Here is a 14,661-nt window from a genome sequence, read left to right on the forward strand (position 1 = left end):
CGTCGATGCCTAGGCGATGGCGTCGATCACCGAATCGACGAGATTGCGGGCACGCAGGTCCAGGGCGCCTTCGATGATGTAGTTGGTGACGTAGGCGAAGGCGATGCCGGTGTCCGGATCGGCGAAGGCGAGGGAGCCGCCGCGGCCGGGATGACCGAAAGAGTTGGGGCCGCCGAGTGCGAAACCTTCGGTGGGGAGCATGTATCCGGTCGAGTAGCGGTCGGGCAGCATGACGACACGATCGAGGCCCGAGGCCTGCTCGCGGGTCGCGGCAGCGAGGGTTTCGGGGGCCAACAGGCGGGTGCCGTCGACCTCGCCGATGGTGGCCGCGTAAAGCCGGGCGAGGCCCCGTGCGGTGCCGATGCCATTGCTGGACGGGATCTCCGCGGCATGCACCGCCGGATCGTTGAAATCGATATCGGCCGGATCGGTGACGGCGAAGGCACGGTTGACCAGCGCCTCCGGATCACGCATCGCGATAACCATCGGCCGGAACTCCGCCGGGATCGACTCGTCCGGTATCGACGCCAGATCGACCTTGGGCGCGAATACGAGTCGGCTGACGCGGTGCCGTTCGGATTCGGGCAAACCGATGAAGAAGTCGACACCGAGCGGTCCGGCGATATCCTCGGCCAGAATCCGTCCGACCGTGCGCCCCGTCGCCCGCCGGATCACCTCCCCGACGAGCCAGGCGAACGTGCGCCCGTGGTATCCGTGCGCGGTGCCGGGCGGCCAGTTCGGCGTCTGCGCGGCGAGCGCATCCACCATCGGTCCCCAGGCCAGCGCATCCGTCAACGGCACCGGCTTGTCCAGCGCCGCCAGCCCCGCCTGATGGGTCAACAACCAGCGCACCGGGATATCGCTCTTGCCCGCCGCCGCGAATTCCGGCCAGTACCGCGCGACCGGCGCGTCGAGGTCGAGCTCACCACGCTGGGCGAGCAGATGCGCGACGGTCGCGGTGACGCCCTTGGTCGCCGAGTAGACCAGTTGCACCGTGTCACGCTCCCACGGCCGCGCACCCTCCGGATCAGCCAGTCCACCCCACAAATCCACCACCGGCTGCCCATTCCGGTACACCGTCACCGCCGCACCGACATCCCTCTGCTCGGCGAAATTCGCCGCGAACACCTCCCGGACCGCCTCGAACCCGGACGCGACAACTCCATCGATCACCATGTGCCCCAGCATGTCACGCATCGCGTCCGGCCCGCGGTGCGCGCCACGACGAACGTGCGCCATCAGCGGGCAGCGCCGACGACCTTTCGGTGGTCGATGCGGTCGGCCAGGAACTTCGCTATAGCGGTGGAGTAGGTGCCTGGGTGGGAAAAGCGGAACATGTGACCGGTGCGTTCCAGTACGACCTCGGTGGCATCGGGGATGCCGTCGCGCATGACTTTGGCGGGCGCGTCACCGACGATGACGTCGTGTTCGGGGGTCAGGATCAGGGTCGGGACGGTGATGCGGTCGAGTTTGTCGACGTAGTAGGCCGCCAGGGTGGCGGTGATGCGGGCACCATAGGACTCTGCGGGGGTGTTCTCGTGGAACACGCGGCGGCTTTCGGCCTCGCTCCAGGGGACCTGTCCTTCGCCGTCGAACGGTGAGGCGAGGCGGTGCGCGTGGGCGCGCAGGACGATGTGCTGATATGCCGCACCGCGCATCTTGCCCATAGTGCGCATCGCGGTATTCCAGAACGGGGAAGTGACGGGGTTGGCGGCGAATCCACCCGACATCACCAGTCCGCGAAGGCCTTTGGGCCGGCGAACCGCCAACGCGAGCCCGATCTGAGCGCCGAAGGAGTCTCCGATCAGTACGTAGTCGTCGAGGTCGGCGACGGCGTCGGCGACGAAGTCTGCGTAAGCCTCCATGTTGTCGACGGCCTCGGGCAGCTTCAGCAAGCGCATGGGTCGCTCGCTCAGCGAGTCGAACTTGCTGATGTCCCACGGCGCACCGGACAGGCAGGGGATGAATACCAGGGTTGTGTTCTTCGTTGTGTTCGTCATACGGGATAGATTACACGACATACATGTCGTGTAATATGTAATATGGATCACACCGTCGAACGGGGCTGTCACCGGAATATGCGCACTTCCCCCACACTTCGGAAAGGCATGACCACCTTCGAGAACGCACTCGCCATCAACCGCCCGATCGGCGAAGTCTTCGCATACCTTGCGCAGTTCGAGAACATTCCCCGCTGGAACTACGCCATCACCGAGACCCGCAAAACCTCCCCGGGCCCGGTCGAGGTGGGGTCGACCTATCGACAGACTCGATCGATTCCCCAACCAGCCGTGGAGACGTTCGAGGTCACCGAATTCGAACCCACACATCAATTGCAGATCCGTGGCCAGTTGGGGCCGTTCCCCGCTACGGTGTCCTACTATTTGGAGCCCGTCGGCGGCGGCACCTTGCTGCGAAACGCAGTCGAACTCGAACTCAACGGTCCCGTGCGACTCGCGAGCCCCGTCGTCGCGGCGCAAGTCAAGTCGGCGGTAGCCGCCAATCTCGATGTCCTTCGACGGCTGCTCGAGGCATAGCATCTCGGCCCTACTCCGATTCCAAAACCAGTGCCTGAGTGGTGATCACATCACTCATCCCTGCGTCGGCTTTCCGATTCGAGTAGTCAGCGTCAGCCACGCGGTGGCCAGCACGGCGAGGGCCGTGACGGCCGACAATCCTTGCGCGGGTGACAATCCGCGGCTGTGCGAGATCGTCAGGAGATACGGCAGAGCGAACCCTAGATAGCTCAAAGCCTGGTACGTCGACGTCGCTGCGCCGAGTTGCGCTGGGCGGGCGACGTATTGGATGTCGGCCAGGCCGGCGAACTGGGTGAGGCCGTATGCGGCACCCAGCACGATTACGGCGACGAGTACAGCCCACACGGCCGACATCGCCGCGGCCCATGTCGCGACGATCAGCCCGGCTACTGCCGCAACCATGGCTGGCATGAGAAGCCCCGCTGCGGGGCGGTCAGTCGCCCGCGACACCAAAGGCTGTACCAGGACTCCGGCGAGCGCGGGCAGGGCGGTCGCAACGGCCGCGAACGTCAACTGTTGCGAACCAGCGCGATCGGCAACGGTCGCGGGCAGGTAGGCCAGCGCGATGCCGGCGGTGCCGAAAACCCATGGCGCGAAAGGAGCCGTGATCAACAACAGGTGGCGGGTGAGGGACTCATCCGTGCCACGGGTGACGGGACGAGGCGCGATGTTCTGCGACGGTGGGCCGGCGGGCGAAGCATCGAAACGGGCGAGCACGACAAGCGCCACGGCACACAGGATCAGATGCGGCACATACGGCCAGACCTGCGGTCGCGCCGCCCATTGCGCGAGCATTCCGGCGATCAGCGGGCCGCCTCCGAAGCCGACAGTCATCGCTATCGTCGCCCGGCGGGGACCGGCGTGCGGATGCGCGTGCCCGGCGGATAACTCCCGGATCCAGGCCGCACCGGTACCGAACGCCAATCCGCTACTGATGCCGGCGAGGAAGCGCCCCGGACAGAGCAATCCATGCCATACCGAGCCCACCAGCAACATCATCGATGCCAGCATCGAGAGCACCAGCGCGGTCGCGACAACAGCCTTACGACCGACCCGGTCCGACCATCGGCCTCCGACAAGAAGCGCGGGGACGAGCCCGACGGCGTACAACCCGAACATGGCCTCGGTAGCCGATGCCGAGACACCGTGCCGTTGGTACAGAACGATCATCGGGGCGAACTGATTCGCGCCCCAGCCGATCGCCGCAACGGCGACTGCCGGCCGAATCCAGGATGCTGTAGCTGACTGCACCAATCCGCTGCTGGGTGCGACTTCTTGTTCGATCACCCCACCAGCGTTCGTCGACCGGACCCGAAAGAACAGTGACCGATCTGACACCATCAGTACAATTTCGGTCATGTCTCATGTCGTGGCCCTCGCGCTGAGCGAAGGTGTGCCGATCTTCGAACTGGCAGCTCCGTGTGCCGTCTTCGGCACCGACCGGTCCGACCTGACCGGCTCGGATTGGTACACGCTGAAAGTCTGCGGCCCGCGACAGGCACACGTGGATCAATGGTTCATCGCCGCGACACCACACACCTACGACGACCTGATCACGGCCGATACCGTCATCGTCCCGGCCTGCCACGACACCGTGCTCACGCCCCCACCGGACCTCGTGCACGCAATCAAGTCAGCAGCCCGCAATGGCGCGCGTATCGCTTCCGTCTGCACCGGAGCGTTCGTCCTGGCCGCAGCGGGGCTACTGGACGGACGCCGTGCGGCGACACACTGGCTCCACGCCCCCACCCTGGCCATGCGCTACCCACAGGTGATCGTCGACTCGGACCCGCTGTATATCGACCACGGCGACGTTCTGACATCCGCGGGGAAATCCGCCGGCACCGACCTGTGCCTGCACATTGTGCGCAAAGACTACGGCGCGCACATCGCCAACCAGATCGCTCGCCGCCTCGTCGCACCCCCGCACCGGGAAGGGCATCAGCGACAGTACGTCGACCCCGCGCCGATACCGACAAGCAACGACGCCTTCAGCGACACGATGAGCTGGGCGCTCACGCACCTCGACGAACCACTCACTGTCGAGCAGCTCGCCCGGCAGGCAAGCGTCAGCGTGCGGACACTGCACCGGCACTTCGTCGGACGCACCGGCGCCAAACCACTGGAATGGCTCAATGCCCAACGCGTCCGACGGGCGCAACAACTACTCGAAACCACCGACATCCCAGTGGAGCGCATCGCTGCCGCCTGCGGCTTCGGCACGGCAGCCGCCCTGCGACGCCACTTTCGCGACAGCATGGGCACGACCCCGGACGCCTACCGCAGAACATTCAGCACCGCCACCCCATGAAGGACCAACTACCGACGTCGCCGTCACACGTCGACGACGTCCTTCCCGCAACAGAGCTGGCCAGGACACGAGGAAACTCGACCTGAGACCGAGAGGCAGTGATGCTGATCGTCGTAGACGCCGCGAATGTCGTCGGCTCGCGTCCCGATGGCTGGTGGCGGGATCGTGCGGGGGCGGCTCGCCGATTGCTCATGCGGCTGAGCACGCTGGAACAGCGCCTTACGCAACCCGCCGAAGTGGTCGTCGTCCTGGAGGGCGCCGCCAGGGCCGCGGCATCGGATGAGTTCGAAGGCGTGCGCGTGGTTCTGGCGGATGGTTCGGGAGACGATGCGATCGTCGACGTCGTGGCCGCGGCCACCGAAGCGGAGCGGATCACCGTCGTCACGGCCGATCGCGGACTCCGCGACCGAATCGAAGCCCTCGGCGCCGAATCGGTGGGCCCACGTTGGCTCCTGGACCGCATCGACTGCTGACCTGTCGGATCCGGCTGATAGACAAGGAGAACCGTCGCCTAACCCGGAGGTCAACCGTGCCCTACGAACTCGAGGATCTGCCCTACGCGCGTTATCTGACGCCGCCGGAGAGCGATCTCGAACCCGAGGGCGACTACGACTGTGTGCACATCACCGGCGCCGACATCGATGACATCGAGGCAGGCAACTCCCGGTTCTCCGAAACCGTCTTCACCTCGCTCGCGGTCAACCGCGGCAGCCTGCGTTTCTCCCGTTTCACCGATGTCTGGCAGCGCAACGTGCGCTGGATCGGCACCGATCTGTCCGATACCTCCTGGCAGGACGTCGAAGTGATCGCCGGTGCACTGTCCGGTGTCGATGCGGGCGGCGCCAACTTGCGTCGAGTGCGTTTCGAGGGCTGCAAATTCGACGCGGTGAACTTCCGCAAGACCAAATTGCGCGGGGTGCAATTCGTCGATTGCGTGCTGCGCCACGCCGACTTCGCTGATGCCGAGCTGACCAAGATCACCTTCCCCGGCACCACCGTGGAGGGCCTACTGCTCAACCGTGCCCGACTGCAGCAGGTCGATCTGCGCGGCGCCGCGCACCTGAATATCGCCGAAGGCCTGGATGCCTTGCGCGGCGCGACCATCACCCCGCTCCAACTGCTCGATCTGGCACCCGACTTCGCCAAGGCCATCGGTCTCACCGTCCGCGACTAGTAGGGGTTCCGGTAGAAACTCCGCTGGAGGTCGCGTCGTCTCAACGCCGAGTTGGTGCCGTGGGCTCCGCTCGTCTGGTCCCTCGGCTGCGTGTCAGCTCGAGATCCGGGCTTGGATGCCGTCGAGGAGGAAGTCGAGGCCGGTGCGGAAGGTTTGGTCGGCGTCCAGGTGGGCGGCATCGTGTATGACTGTGGACAGCGCGGGGAATCGGCCAGTTGCGAAGGTTCGCTCCAGATAAGGCCCGAAGGTGGTCTGCCACTGCCTCTTGTCCATCCCGGTGGCCCGCTCGGCGCGCCGCTCGGTGATCTCCCTGCGCACCGCGCCGATCACGTACGCATTGACCGCGTCGACCACCGGCATCACGGTGTCCACGTCGACGTCGGCCATCGCGGCCACCACAGCCTCGCCTCTGGCCAGCGCGTGCGGCCCGAGCTGGGGTCGCCCACCGATCAGGTCGGCGAGCCATTCGTGCCGGTGAGCGGCCCGCCGGGTGGTTTCGGCAAGGGACCGCAGCACCTCTCGCCAACCGTCTCCGGCCGGCCGGATCTCGGCGTAGACCGAATCGACCATCAGGTCGAGCAACTCCTCCTTGGTGGCGATGTAGCCATACAGCCGCATCGGACCGACGTCCAGTGCGGCGGCAACCTTACGTAGCGACACCGCCGCCAGCCCGTCCGTGTCCGCCAGCCGGATCGCCGCTCGTACGATCCGCTCCCGGCTCAACGGGGCCGGGACCGGTCGAGCCGGCGGCTCCGGCCTCTCCCACACCAACATGCCGCTGACGATACATCGCATGTAGAGATACAGTGTATTGGACAATTCAGTGTATTGAAGGGGCGACCATGACCATCAGCATCGTCGGAGCCGGACTGGGCGGCCTGACCCTGGCCAGGGTGTTGCACGTGAACGGCATCGACGCCGTCGTGTACGAACGTGAACTGTCGCGCGGCGCGCGTGGTCAGGGCGGCATGCTCGACATACATTCCGGGCAGCGAGCGCTGCGTGAGGCCGGCCTGATCGACCAGTTCCACGCGATCGCCCGCGGCGAAGGGCAGGACATGCGCCTTCTGGAGCCGGACGGCACCTTGCTGCTCCAGGAGGACACGCCGGCCGACGCCCCGCTCGAGCGACCCGAGGTCGACCGTGCCGACCTGCGCAACCTGCTGCTGGATTCCCTCCCCGAAGACGTGGTGCGCTGGGGGCGCGCGTTCAAATCCGCCGACAACGGCCTGCTGCACTTCGTCGACGGCGGCAGTGCGACGTATGACCTGCTGGTCGGCGCGGACGGCGCGCAGTCCCGGGTCCGCGCGCTGCTCACCGACGCCCGCCCGGCGCATATCGGGCAGAACGTGGTCGAGGTCGGCATTCCCGACATCGACCGCACCCACCCCGACCTCGCGGCGATGGTCGGGCGCGGCAACTACTGGGTGCTCGGCAACGGACTATCGCTGGCGGCGCAGCGCAACGGCGACGGCCGCGTTCGCATCGGCCTCAGCTTCTACAACACCGCCGAGGACTGGTTCGCTACGAGCGGGATCCCGTTCGACGACCCGGCCGCCGCCAGGGCGCGGCTGATCGACCTGCTCCCCGGCTGGGACTCACGGTTCACCGCGCTGATCGCGGCCTGCGACGATACGGTCGTGCCGCGGTCGATCACCGCTCTCCCGGTCGGCCTGACCTGGCCGTCGACGCCAGACGTCACGCTGCTCGGCGATGCCGCGCATCTGATGCCGCCGGTGGGAGAGGGCGCCAACATGGCGCTGCTCGACGGCGCCCTGCTCGGTCTCGCGCTGGCCGCGCACCCGGAGGACTTTCCCACCGCCGTAAAGGAATACGAACGCGAGATGTTCGAACGCACCAGCGCTGCCGCCCGGATGTCCGCGCGCATGCAAGAAATGCTGACCTCGCCCGACGCCAGCCGGAGACTGCTCGCATTCTTCCAACCTGGCTGAATTGTCACCGAATACGGCCAACCCCTGAAGCTGTCGTGAAGTGCACATCACTCGAGCGACGTCGCCCCCGTTCTACCGTCACTGACCAGCGGCTGTTGGATTGCGGCGGTTACTATCGGAACCCTAGTGCTGCTTGCGGTGCGGTATGAACTCCAAGGTGAGCAGGGCCGCGGCGGCCAGCAGCACTTCGCGCCACCGGATCAGGACGAACCGCTGATCCGACATCGCTTGGAACTTCCGCAGGAATCGGTACAGCGATTCCAGCCGGATCAGCGGATCGCCCAGGTGGACGAGGACGTAGATCAGCTTTCCGGTCCGCGATCGCTCCTTCTCGGCGAACAGTTCCGGGAAGGGGGCGAATGCCAGGGAGATCCGTTCGATGCCCTGGGTGCGGGCGTGGTCGACGAGATCGATGATCATCCGTTCGTCCAGACCGTTCGGGGCATCCTTGCGCCGCCACGGCACGTCCAGGCTGAGCTCACGGCCCCGGCCGGAGACGCCGTAGCGCTGGAAGCCCGCAACGCGTCCGTCCGCATCCCTGGCCAGCACCAGCAGCATGCCCGGATTCCGCCCATCCAGCAGATGGTCGAGGATCATCGAGAAGCCGCGATTCTGCCGACCGGTACGCCATTCGTCGACGATATCCAGCAGTTCGGCCCGCAGCGGTTCGGCTAGGTCGGTCTCATTGACGACCTCGGTGGTCACGCCGAAATTCCGGGTGCGGCTCACCGCCTGGCGCAGATTGCGGAAGGAGCGCCCGACCATCGCGAATGCCCCGACATCGATGACCACATCGCGGCCGACCGGAATCGCCCGCAATCCCCGATGTTCGATTGCCCGATGCCGCCATATGCCGGCCAGATCCGGACTGGCGCCGAGCACCGCGATTCGCCAGCCGTGATTCGCCGCGAATTCGGAGAAGTCCGTGAGCAGTGCCGGGAAGTCGGCGCGATTGCCGATCGGATCACCGGCGACCACCGCGATGCCGAAGCGGGCCCGATAGCCGATCGCCGCAGTCGAATTCGCATTGAAGTAGTAGGACTTCGACGAATGCAGCGCGAAGGCGGCGAGTGGATCGCGTTCGGTTCGGCCGACGAGCTCGGCGACCCGGTACAACTGCTCGGGCTGAGGCCGACTCGACTGCGGCAGCATCAGGATGAATCCGGTCGCGGCCAGGAAGACGAATCCGAAGCCCGGATGCGAGGCGCGATAGGCGGCATTGGCCGCCGCAAGCACGAAGACCGCGATGGTGAAATGCGGCAGGGTGATCGGGCGGCGCAGATGCAATCCGCGCACAACGAACAGCCCGGCGATCGACACGGCGATGAACCAGCCGTGGTCCTCCCCGGGGGCGGCGCGACCGGCCTCGTAAACCAGCGCGACGCTCATCAGCAACAGGGCTATGGAGATCACCGGGCGGACAGCCGGTGTGGTGGTGATCGAGGCATCGCGGTACCCCGCGAGCGTGGAATTCCGTGCCGTTGTTTCCCGTCCCTCAGCCACGTCTGCACCCCATTAGGCCGGCGGGTCCGAAGAGGTTCCCCATGTGTCCTCCCGATGATCCTGTACACGCAACAATATTCGGAACATGGGATGAGTGCTCGAACATTCCTGGCGCACCAAGATCGTTGGAGTCCGCTGGTGTTCGCCCGGCAACCGCCCCATGCGGATGCTGGTGCCGTCGGCCTCGATGGGGCCGGGGGTTAACGCGCCGTTGGCCGCTCGAATCGAGTATGCCACCGGAGCGAATACGGACAAGGGCCTTTCCGTGGCCATATTCCCGACCATCGGCCCTGGTATCGAAGTTATTCACCAGCATCGCTCGTATATCGCCTCGGTGCCGGTCTGCGTGAACGTCGGCGACGCTCCGGTGGGTCGATGTGAGCACATCGACAGCTATCGTTCAGCGAGCCGGCTGTCAATCGCGCTACGTGATCCGGCGACCGATGGCCGCGGATTGCGTCTGAGACGCAGATCAGGATCTATAGACAATAGTGTTCGCAATTGTCTATCGTTTGGTTCATGACGAAGTTCGACGGCAAGATCTGCCTGATCACCGGGGCGGCGAGTGGGCTGGGCCGCAGTACCGCGCTGGCGGTGGTCGCCAAGGGCGCATCGGTCGTCCTGACCGATATCGATGATGTCGGACTGCGGAGCACCGCCGATGAAGTGCTCGCGCGGGGTGGCGTCGTGCACCTGGCCGCGCCCGCCGATATCAGCGATTACGACGCCGTGGTGGCACTGGCCGCGAAGACGCATGCCGAGGTGGGCAGTGTCGATATTGTGATGAATGTGGCAGGCATTGCCACCTGGGGGACCGTCGATCGGCTCACGCACAAACAGTGGCGGCGCACCATCGATATCGACCTGATGGGCCCGATCCATGTGATCGAGGAGTTCGTGCCACCGATGATCGAGGCAAGGCGCGGCGGACATCTGGTGAATGTGGCCTCGGCCGCAGGTCTTTTCGGGCTGCCCTGGCATGCGCCCTATAGTGCGGGCAAGTTCGGATTGCGCGGCGTCTCGGAGGTGCTGCGCTTCGATCTGCGGCAGCACCGGATCGGTGTCAGCCTGGTCTGCCCGGGTGCGATGGCGACGCCGATGGTGGACAGCGTCGATATCGCGGGCGTCGATCGGCAGGGCGCGGCCGTCCAACAGGCGGTCGCGCTGTTCATGCGCCATGCGGTCACACCGGAGCAGGCGGCACGATCGATCGTGCGCGGCGTCGAGCGCAATAAGTACATGGTCTTCACCTCGCCGGATATCCGAGTCGGCTACCTGGCGCAGCGCTACTTCCCACCGTCCTACCACGTCGCGATGCGCGGGCTGAACTGGGCAATGAGCCGCTACATCGATAAGGCACCGCTGCCGACCAAGGTGTAATCAATCGCGCCGTTACGTCGCGCCGACGGTGTGGGCTATTCGGGGTTCCGGTAGTAGCGGCGCGAAAACAGCCGGCGGAAGGGGGTCGAGCGTCTGCGGCAGGTCGGTAGCTTCGGACACATGGAGTGGAGTTTTCGTTCGATCGAAGAGCTTTCGGCTGCACTGCGTGCCGGTGAAGTGACCTCATGGGAGATCGGCGCATCGACATTCGGCTTCCGGGCACCGAACTAGGGCGCACTGCCGCGTGTCGGTCGAGGTGCGGATCGCACGCACCAACCAGCTGCTCAGCCCATACTGTTTCCCGCGCGATTACTACCGGGGCCCTATTCGAAGGATGCGGCGCTGCGCGTGGCCCAAGTCGCGAACGTCCGGGGTGGACGGCCCAAGAGTCGCTCGACATCGGGGCTTACGCGTTGTTCGGCGGCCGATGGTGAGCCGAGGGCGCCGAGTGTGGCGTCCACGACCGGCTCGGGCAGGTATCGCAGCATTTGACTCCGGGCTTGCGCGCGGGTCTGCTCGATGAACCGCACCGGCTCGTCGATGGCAGTACCGATGGCCGCAGCCTGCTGCCGGGGTGAGATCGGAACCGGACCGGTCAATGTGTAGATGTTGCCGCCGTGGCCTGGCTCGCGCAGTGCGACGGCGGCGACCTCGGCGATATCCGCCGGGTCGATGGCCGGTACCGCAACGTCGCCGAAGGGCGCCTCGACTACTCGTCGGGTGCGGACCGAATCGGCCCATTGGAGTGCATTGGAATCGAAGTTGCCCGGCCGCAACATCGTCCACTCCAGGCCCGACCGCTCGACGGCATCCTCCAGCCGCGATGAATGACGTTGCGTGCCAACACCTTGCGAAGACAACAACACGATACGTTGGACCCCGGCCGCTCGCACCACCTGCACCACGTCATCGATGTTGCCGTGCGCCATGAAGTCGGCGGAGGTCAAGACGAACACGGCGGCGGCCCCGTCGAGAGCGGGTGCCAGACTCGCGGGCTCGGCCAGATCCGCCTGGTGCGACCGAACTCCCGCGGACACCTCGGCCACGCCTCGGGAAACCGCCGTCACCTTCTCGCCCGCCGCTACGAGAGCCCGTACGAGCGGTCGCCCGACATTCCCGGTAGCTCCCGTCACCACGATCATTTCTGTTCTCCTGTCACCGATTTCGCTGTGGACCCGGCCAAGCTACTATCGAGGAGGTAGTAGGTACCTAGAGGAAAGTGACTTTCGGAGTGACCGAGACCACATACGAGCTCCCGCCGGAACTCGCGTGCCCGATCACTCCGGTGGTCGACATCGTCTTCAGTCGGTGGACCACCCCGATTCTGTGGACGCTCAACGAATTCGGGCGACAACGGTTCGGGGAACTGGAACGCCGCATCGTCACGATCACACCTAAAGTGCTGACCCAGCGACTACGCCAGCTGGAACGCGACGGGATCGTCGTGCGCACCTACTACCCCGAGGTGCCGCCCCGGGTCGAATACGAGATCAGTGAGCTGGGACGCAGCCTCGCACCGCTGTTCGCGACGCTCGCCGAATGGTCGGTCAACCTGGACAAGGTCGAGAAGGCTCGGCTGGATTACGACGCGAAGCAGCGGTAGGGCGATCACTTGCACGACGCGAAGTGCTGGACGTACAGACCTGCCTGGTCGGGTGCTGTACCGGGTTGGGCGAGGCCGTAGACCGCGCCGGGACCGAGCAGAGTCGAGTCTTTGTCGAGGATATTGGCTCGGTGGGTATCGGAGTGCATCCAGGCGTCGACGATGGCGCGGGCGGTGGATCGGTTGCCCGTGCCCCAGGCGGTGTTTTCCGCCCAGTGCGCCAAGGTTTTACCGGAGGGACAAGGTTGGGCGGCAGCCACTCGCTTGCCGATCTGCACCTTGGCTTCCTGGTTGTCATCGGCAGTGGTGCGTGGGGTCTCGGGATGGATGTGCCACTTCACCGTTTCCGATGGGGCGCTGCCAACCCACCAGTCGAGGCGGTCCGCCTCGGTACCGTACTTCTCCGCCGAGTCGACGAGCTGCATATTCCATTCGAGGGCGGGGATGCCGCGCTGGGTGCGTTCGGCATTGGTCAGGCACAGGACCGCCTTCTCGATTTCGTGGCGGTAGGCGAGGTCGGGGAACAGATCCCGCAGGCGGCTGCGTGAGCCCGAGTTGCCGGATGGCGCCTTGTCCGGCGGGATTACCGGATCGTCCGCATGCGCGCATTCGGGAGCCGCTGCGGCCGTGGGCAGTTGGGTGAGGGGGAAGACGGCGATCGTCAGGCCCGCGACGGCGGCCAACAGAGCGGCAGCGGGGCGGCGGATCGGGTGTATCGAAGGGGTCATGCCAACGAGATTCACATCGGCGGCCAATGAAACACCAACGGGCGACCAACGTGACCGGAAAATACTCGCGGACAGTGCTAAGCTCCGAAAACCACGACAGCTCAGCGTAATCGGCGAGGGAGAATGCTGAGACCATTGTTGCCGGATGATCCGACGGCTATCGGTCCGTTCGTGTTACACGGCCGTCTCGGTGAGGGCGGAATGGGTGTCGTATTCCAGGGATTCGGCCCGGACGGCACCGTGGTCGCGATAAAGATGCCGCATCGACAATTGGCGCGGGATCCGGAATTTCGGGCCAGATTCCGGCAGGAGGTCGCCGCGGCACAGCGAGTGCACGGACGGCGCATCGCGGAGGTGGTGGACGCCGATATCGAAGCCGAGCGGCCGTGGCTGGCGAATTCCTTCGTATCCGGGGAATCGATGGCGCAGGCCATTCGGGAACACGGTGCCATGTCGTCGGCGCAGCTCTACGATTTCGCGAGTGGACTCGCCGAAGCACTCGAGTGCATACACGCCGCCGATGTCATTCATCGGGATTTGAAGCCGGACAACATCATTCTGTCGTGGGATGGGCCGCGGGTGATCGATTTCGGCATCGCCCGGGTCGCCGATGCCACCCGGCTCACCGAACCCGGACGCATCATCGGAACGCTGGCGTGGATGCCGCCGGAGGTGCTCGGCAACCAGGAGGTAGGTCCGCCGGCGGATATCTTCGCGTGGGGGGCGTTGGTCGCCTTCGCGGCAACCGGTCGGCCACCGTTTCATGCGGATACCCAGGCGGCGGTGATAGCACGGATCATTCGGGACGATCCAGATCTCACCGGGGTGCCGGGTCGATACCGGCGGATGGTCGTCGCGGCGATGACCAAGGATCCCGATGCCCGGCCGACGGCCGGTGAATTGGTGGATTTCCTTGCGGCACAAGGCAGGGACGAGCAGGGCGGGCGGCGCAAACAGGCGACTGCGCCACCAGCCGAGGCGGTCACCGCGCCGAATGAGGTGGCGGACGTGATCACCGACGACGAAGCCACCTTGCGCGAGCCCGGCAAGATGGCCGGATCGGATGAGGTCACCGAGCTGGTGGCGGCCGAGGAGAGGCTGGTGCGGTCCACGGAGTCGCGGCGTAGCCGCTCGACATCACCATCGAGCAATATTGTGGCTACCCCACCCGATCGGCCTGTCGTTACTCAGGTGCCACCAGGTCCGCCGGTCGGTGTGCGAGATCCGGCCCCCCGCACACCGATTGTCGTCACCACAATTCTCTTGTCGCTCTTCGGATTCGGCCTCGCACTCGGCCCAGTCGCGATCGTGCGCGGACTTCGAGAACGTGTTCACGCCCGGCGCGCATTCGTCGCACCGCCCGAATCAGCCGCACGCTGGCGACTGCTCGGCTGGATTTCTCTGACGATATCCGCAGTCGTGCTCGTGAGTCTGGTCGCATTCCTATCGGAGATGCTAATTGCATGATTCCCG

At 65.6% G+C, this 14,661-nt stretch carries 16 protein-coding genes; 9 read left to right on the forward strand and 7 right to left on the reverse strand.

The window, feature by feature from the left end; translation table 11 throughout:
- Positions 1-9 precede the first annotated feature (9 nt).
- Both AB0L58_RS14195 and AB0L58_RS14200 read right to left on the reverse strand, forming a co-directional pair.
- Entirely contained in the window at positions 10-1,176 is a 1,167-nt protein-coding gene (locus AB0L58_RS14195) for a serine hydrolase domain-containing protein (protein ID WP_364386365.1), read from the reverse strand.
- A 62-nt stretch (positions 1,177-1,238) separates the two neighbouring features.
- Positions 1,239-2,000 carry an alpha/beta hydrolase gene (locus tag AB0L58_RS14200; protein WP_364386367.1) on the reverse strand — a complete coding sequence of 254 codons (762 nt, stop codon included), beginning with the start codon at positions 1,998-2,000 and terminating at the stop codon, positions 1,239-1,241.
- A gap of 108 nt (positions 2,001-2,108) precedes the next feature.
- On the opposite strand from AB0L58_RS14200, the gene AB0L58_RS14205 reads away from it, so the two are divergent.
- Positions 2,109-2,537 carry an SRPBCC family protein gene (locus AB0L58_RS14205; RefSeq protein ID WP_364386369.1) on the forward strand — a complete coding sequence of 143 codons (429 nt, stop codon included), beginning with the start codon at positions 2,109-2,111 and terminating at the stop codon, positions 2,535-2,537.
- A 54-nt stretch (positions 2,538-2,591) separates the two neighbouring features.
- Here the strand turns inward: AB0L58_RS14205 and AB0L58_RS14210 are convergent, their stop codons facing one another.
- Positions 2,592-3,896 (reverse strand): MFS transporter, encoded by a 1,305-nt coding sequence (locus AB0L58_RS14210; protein WP_364386371.1) that lies wholly within the window; start codon positions 3,894-3,896, stop codon positions 2,592-2,594.
- On the opposite strand from AB0L58_RS14210, the gene AB0L58_RS14215 reads away from it, so the two are divergent.
- From AB0L58_RS14215 to AB0L58_RS14225, 3 genes are all read left to right on the forward strand, one after another.
- Positions 3,895-4,848, forward strand: a complete 954-nt coding sequence (locus AB0L58_RS14215) for a helix-turn-helix domain-containing protein (protein ID WP_364386373.1) — start codon at positions 3,895-3,897, stop codon at positions 4,846-4,848. The two genes, AB0L58_RS14210 and AB0L58_RS14215, sit on opposite strands and share 2 nt — an antisense overlap.
- Before the next feature lie 101 nt (positions 4,849-4,949).
- Positions 4,950-5,321: an NYN domain-containing protein gene (locus AB0L58_RS14220; protein WP_364386375.1), complete on the forward strand. Its 372-nt coding sequence runs from the start codon at positions 4,950-4,952 to the stop codon at positions 5,319-5,321.
- Positions 5,322-5,377: 56 nt separating this feature from the next.
- On the forward strand, positions 5,378-6,022 hold the full coding sequence (locus AB0L58_RS14225) for a pentapeptide repeat-containing protein (protein WP_364386377.1): 645 nt from the start codon (positions 5,378-5,380) through the stop codon (positions 6,020-6,022).
- 93 nt (positions 6,023-6,115) lie between these two features.
- Here the strand turns inward: AB0L58_RS14225 and AB0L58_RS14230 are convergent, their stop codons facing one another.
- The gene (locus AB0L58_RS14230; protein WP_364386379.1) at positions 6,116-6,796 is read right to left on the reverse strand and encodes a TetR/AcrR family transcriptional regulator; all 681 of its coding nucleotides are present in this window, start codon (positions 6,794-6,796) and stop codon (positions 6,116-6,118) included.
- A gap of 68 nt (positions 6,797-6,864) precedes the next feature.
- Between AB0L58_RS14230 and AB0L58_RS14235 the strand changes: the two genes are divergently transcribed.
- Complete coding sequence (locus tag AB0L58_RS14235) at positions 6,865-7,974, forward strand: FAD-dependent monooxygenase (RefSeq protein WP_364386381.1); 1,110 nt, start codon at positions 6,865-6,867, stop codon at positions 7,972-7,974.
- 123 nt (positions 7,975-8,097) lie between these two features.
- Here AB0L58_RS14235 and AB0L58_RS14240 read toward each other — a convergent pair whose 3' ends face one another.
- Entirely contained in the window at positions 8,098-9,477 is a 1,380-nt protein-coding gene (locus AB0L58_RS14240; RefSeq protein WP_364386383.1) for a phosphatidylglycerol lysyltransferase domain-containing protein, read from the reverse strand.
- A 94-nt stretch (positions 9,478-9,571) separates the two neighbouring features.
- Between AB0L58_RS14240 and AB0L58_RS14245 the strand changes: the two genes are divergently transcribed.
- Together AB0L58_RS14245 and AB0L58_RS14250 are read left to right on the forward strand one after the other, a co-directional pair.
- Positions 9,572-10,000 carry a hypothetical protein gene (locus AB0L58_RS14245; protein ID WP_364386385.1) on the forward strand — a complete coding sequence of 143 codons (429 nt, stop codon included), beginning with the start codon at positions 9,572-9,574 and terminating at the stop codon, positions 9,998-10,000.
- Positions 9,997-10,857: an SDR family oxidoreductase gene (locus AB0L58_RS14250; protein ID WP_364386387.1), complete on the forward strand. Its 861-nt coding sequence runs from the start codon at positions 9,997-9,999 to the stop codon at positions 10,855-10,857. Before AB0L58_RS14245 ends, AB0L58_RS14250 begins: the two co-directional genes overlap by 4 nt.
- A gap of 323 nt (positions 10,858-11,180) precedes the next feature.
- Here the strand turns inward: AB0L58_RS14250 and AB0L58_RS14255 are convergent, their stop codons facing one another.
- Positions 11,181-11,999 (reverse strand): NAD(P)H-binding protein, encoded by an 819-nt coding sequence (locus tag AB0L58_RS14255; RefSeq protein ID WP_364386389.1) that lies wholly within the window; start codon positions 11,997-11,999, stop codon positions 11,181-11,183.
- An 89-nt stretch (positions 12,000-12,088) separates the two neighbouring features.
- On the opposite strand from AB0L58_RS14255, the gene AB0L58_RS14260 reads away from it, so the two are divergent.
- Positions 12,089-12,460: a helix-turn-helix domain-containing protein gene (locus AB0L58_RS14260; protein WP_364386391.1), complete on the forward strand. Its 372-nt coding sequence runs from the start codon at positions 12,089-12,091 to the stop codon at positions 12,458-12,460.
- A gap of 5 nt (positions 12,461-12,465) precedes the next feature.
- Here the strand turns inward: AB0L58_RS14260 and AB0L58_RS14265 are convergent, their stop codons facing one another.
- A complete protein-coding gene (locus AB0L58_RS14265) occupies positions 12,466-13,188 on the reverse strand; it encodes a CAP domain-containing protein (RefSeq protein ID WP_364386393.1) in 723 nt (240 codons plus the stop codon).
- 123 nt (positions 13,189-13,311) lie between these two features.
- On the opposite strand from AB0L58_RS14265, the gene AB0L58_RS14270 reads away from it, so the two are divergent.
- Positions 13,312-14,655: a serine/threonine-protein kinase gene (locus AB0L58_RS14270; protein WP_364386395.1), complete on the forward strand. Its 1,344-nt coding sequence runs from the start codon at positions 13,312-13,314 to the stop codon at positions 14,653-14,655.
- Positions 14,656-14,661: the final 6 nt, after the last annotated feature.

The organism is Nocardia sp. NPDC052112, from assembly GCF_040680135.1.
In the GTDB taxonomy this organism is placed as follows: domain Bacteria; phylum Actinomycetota; class Actinomycetes; order Mycobacteriales; family Mycobacteriaceae; genus Nocardia.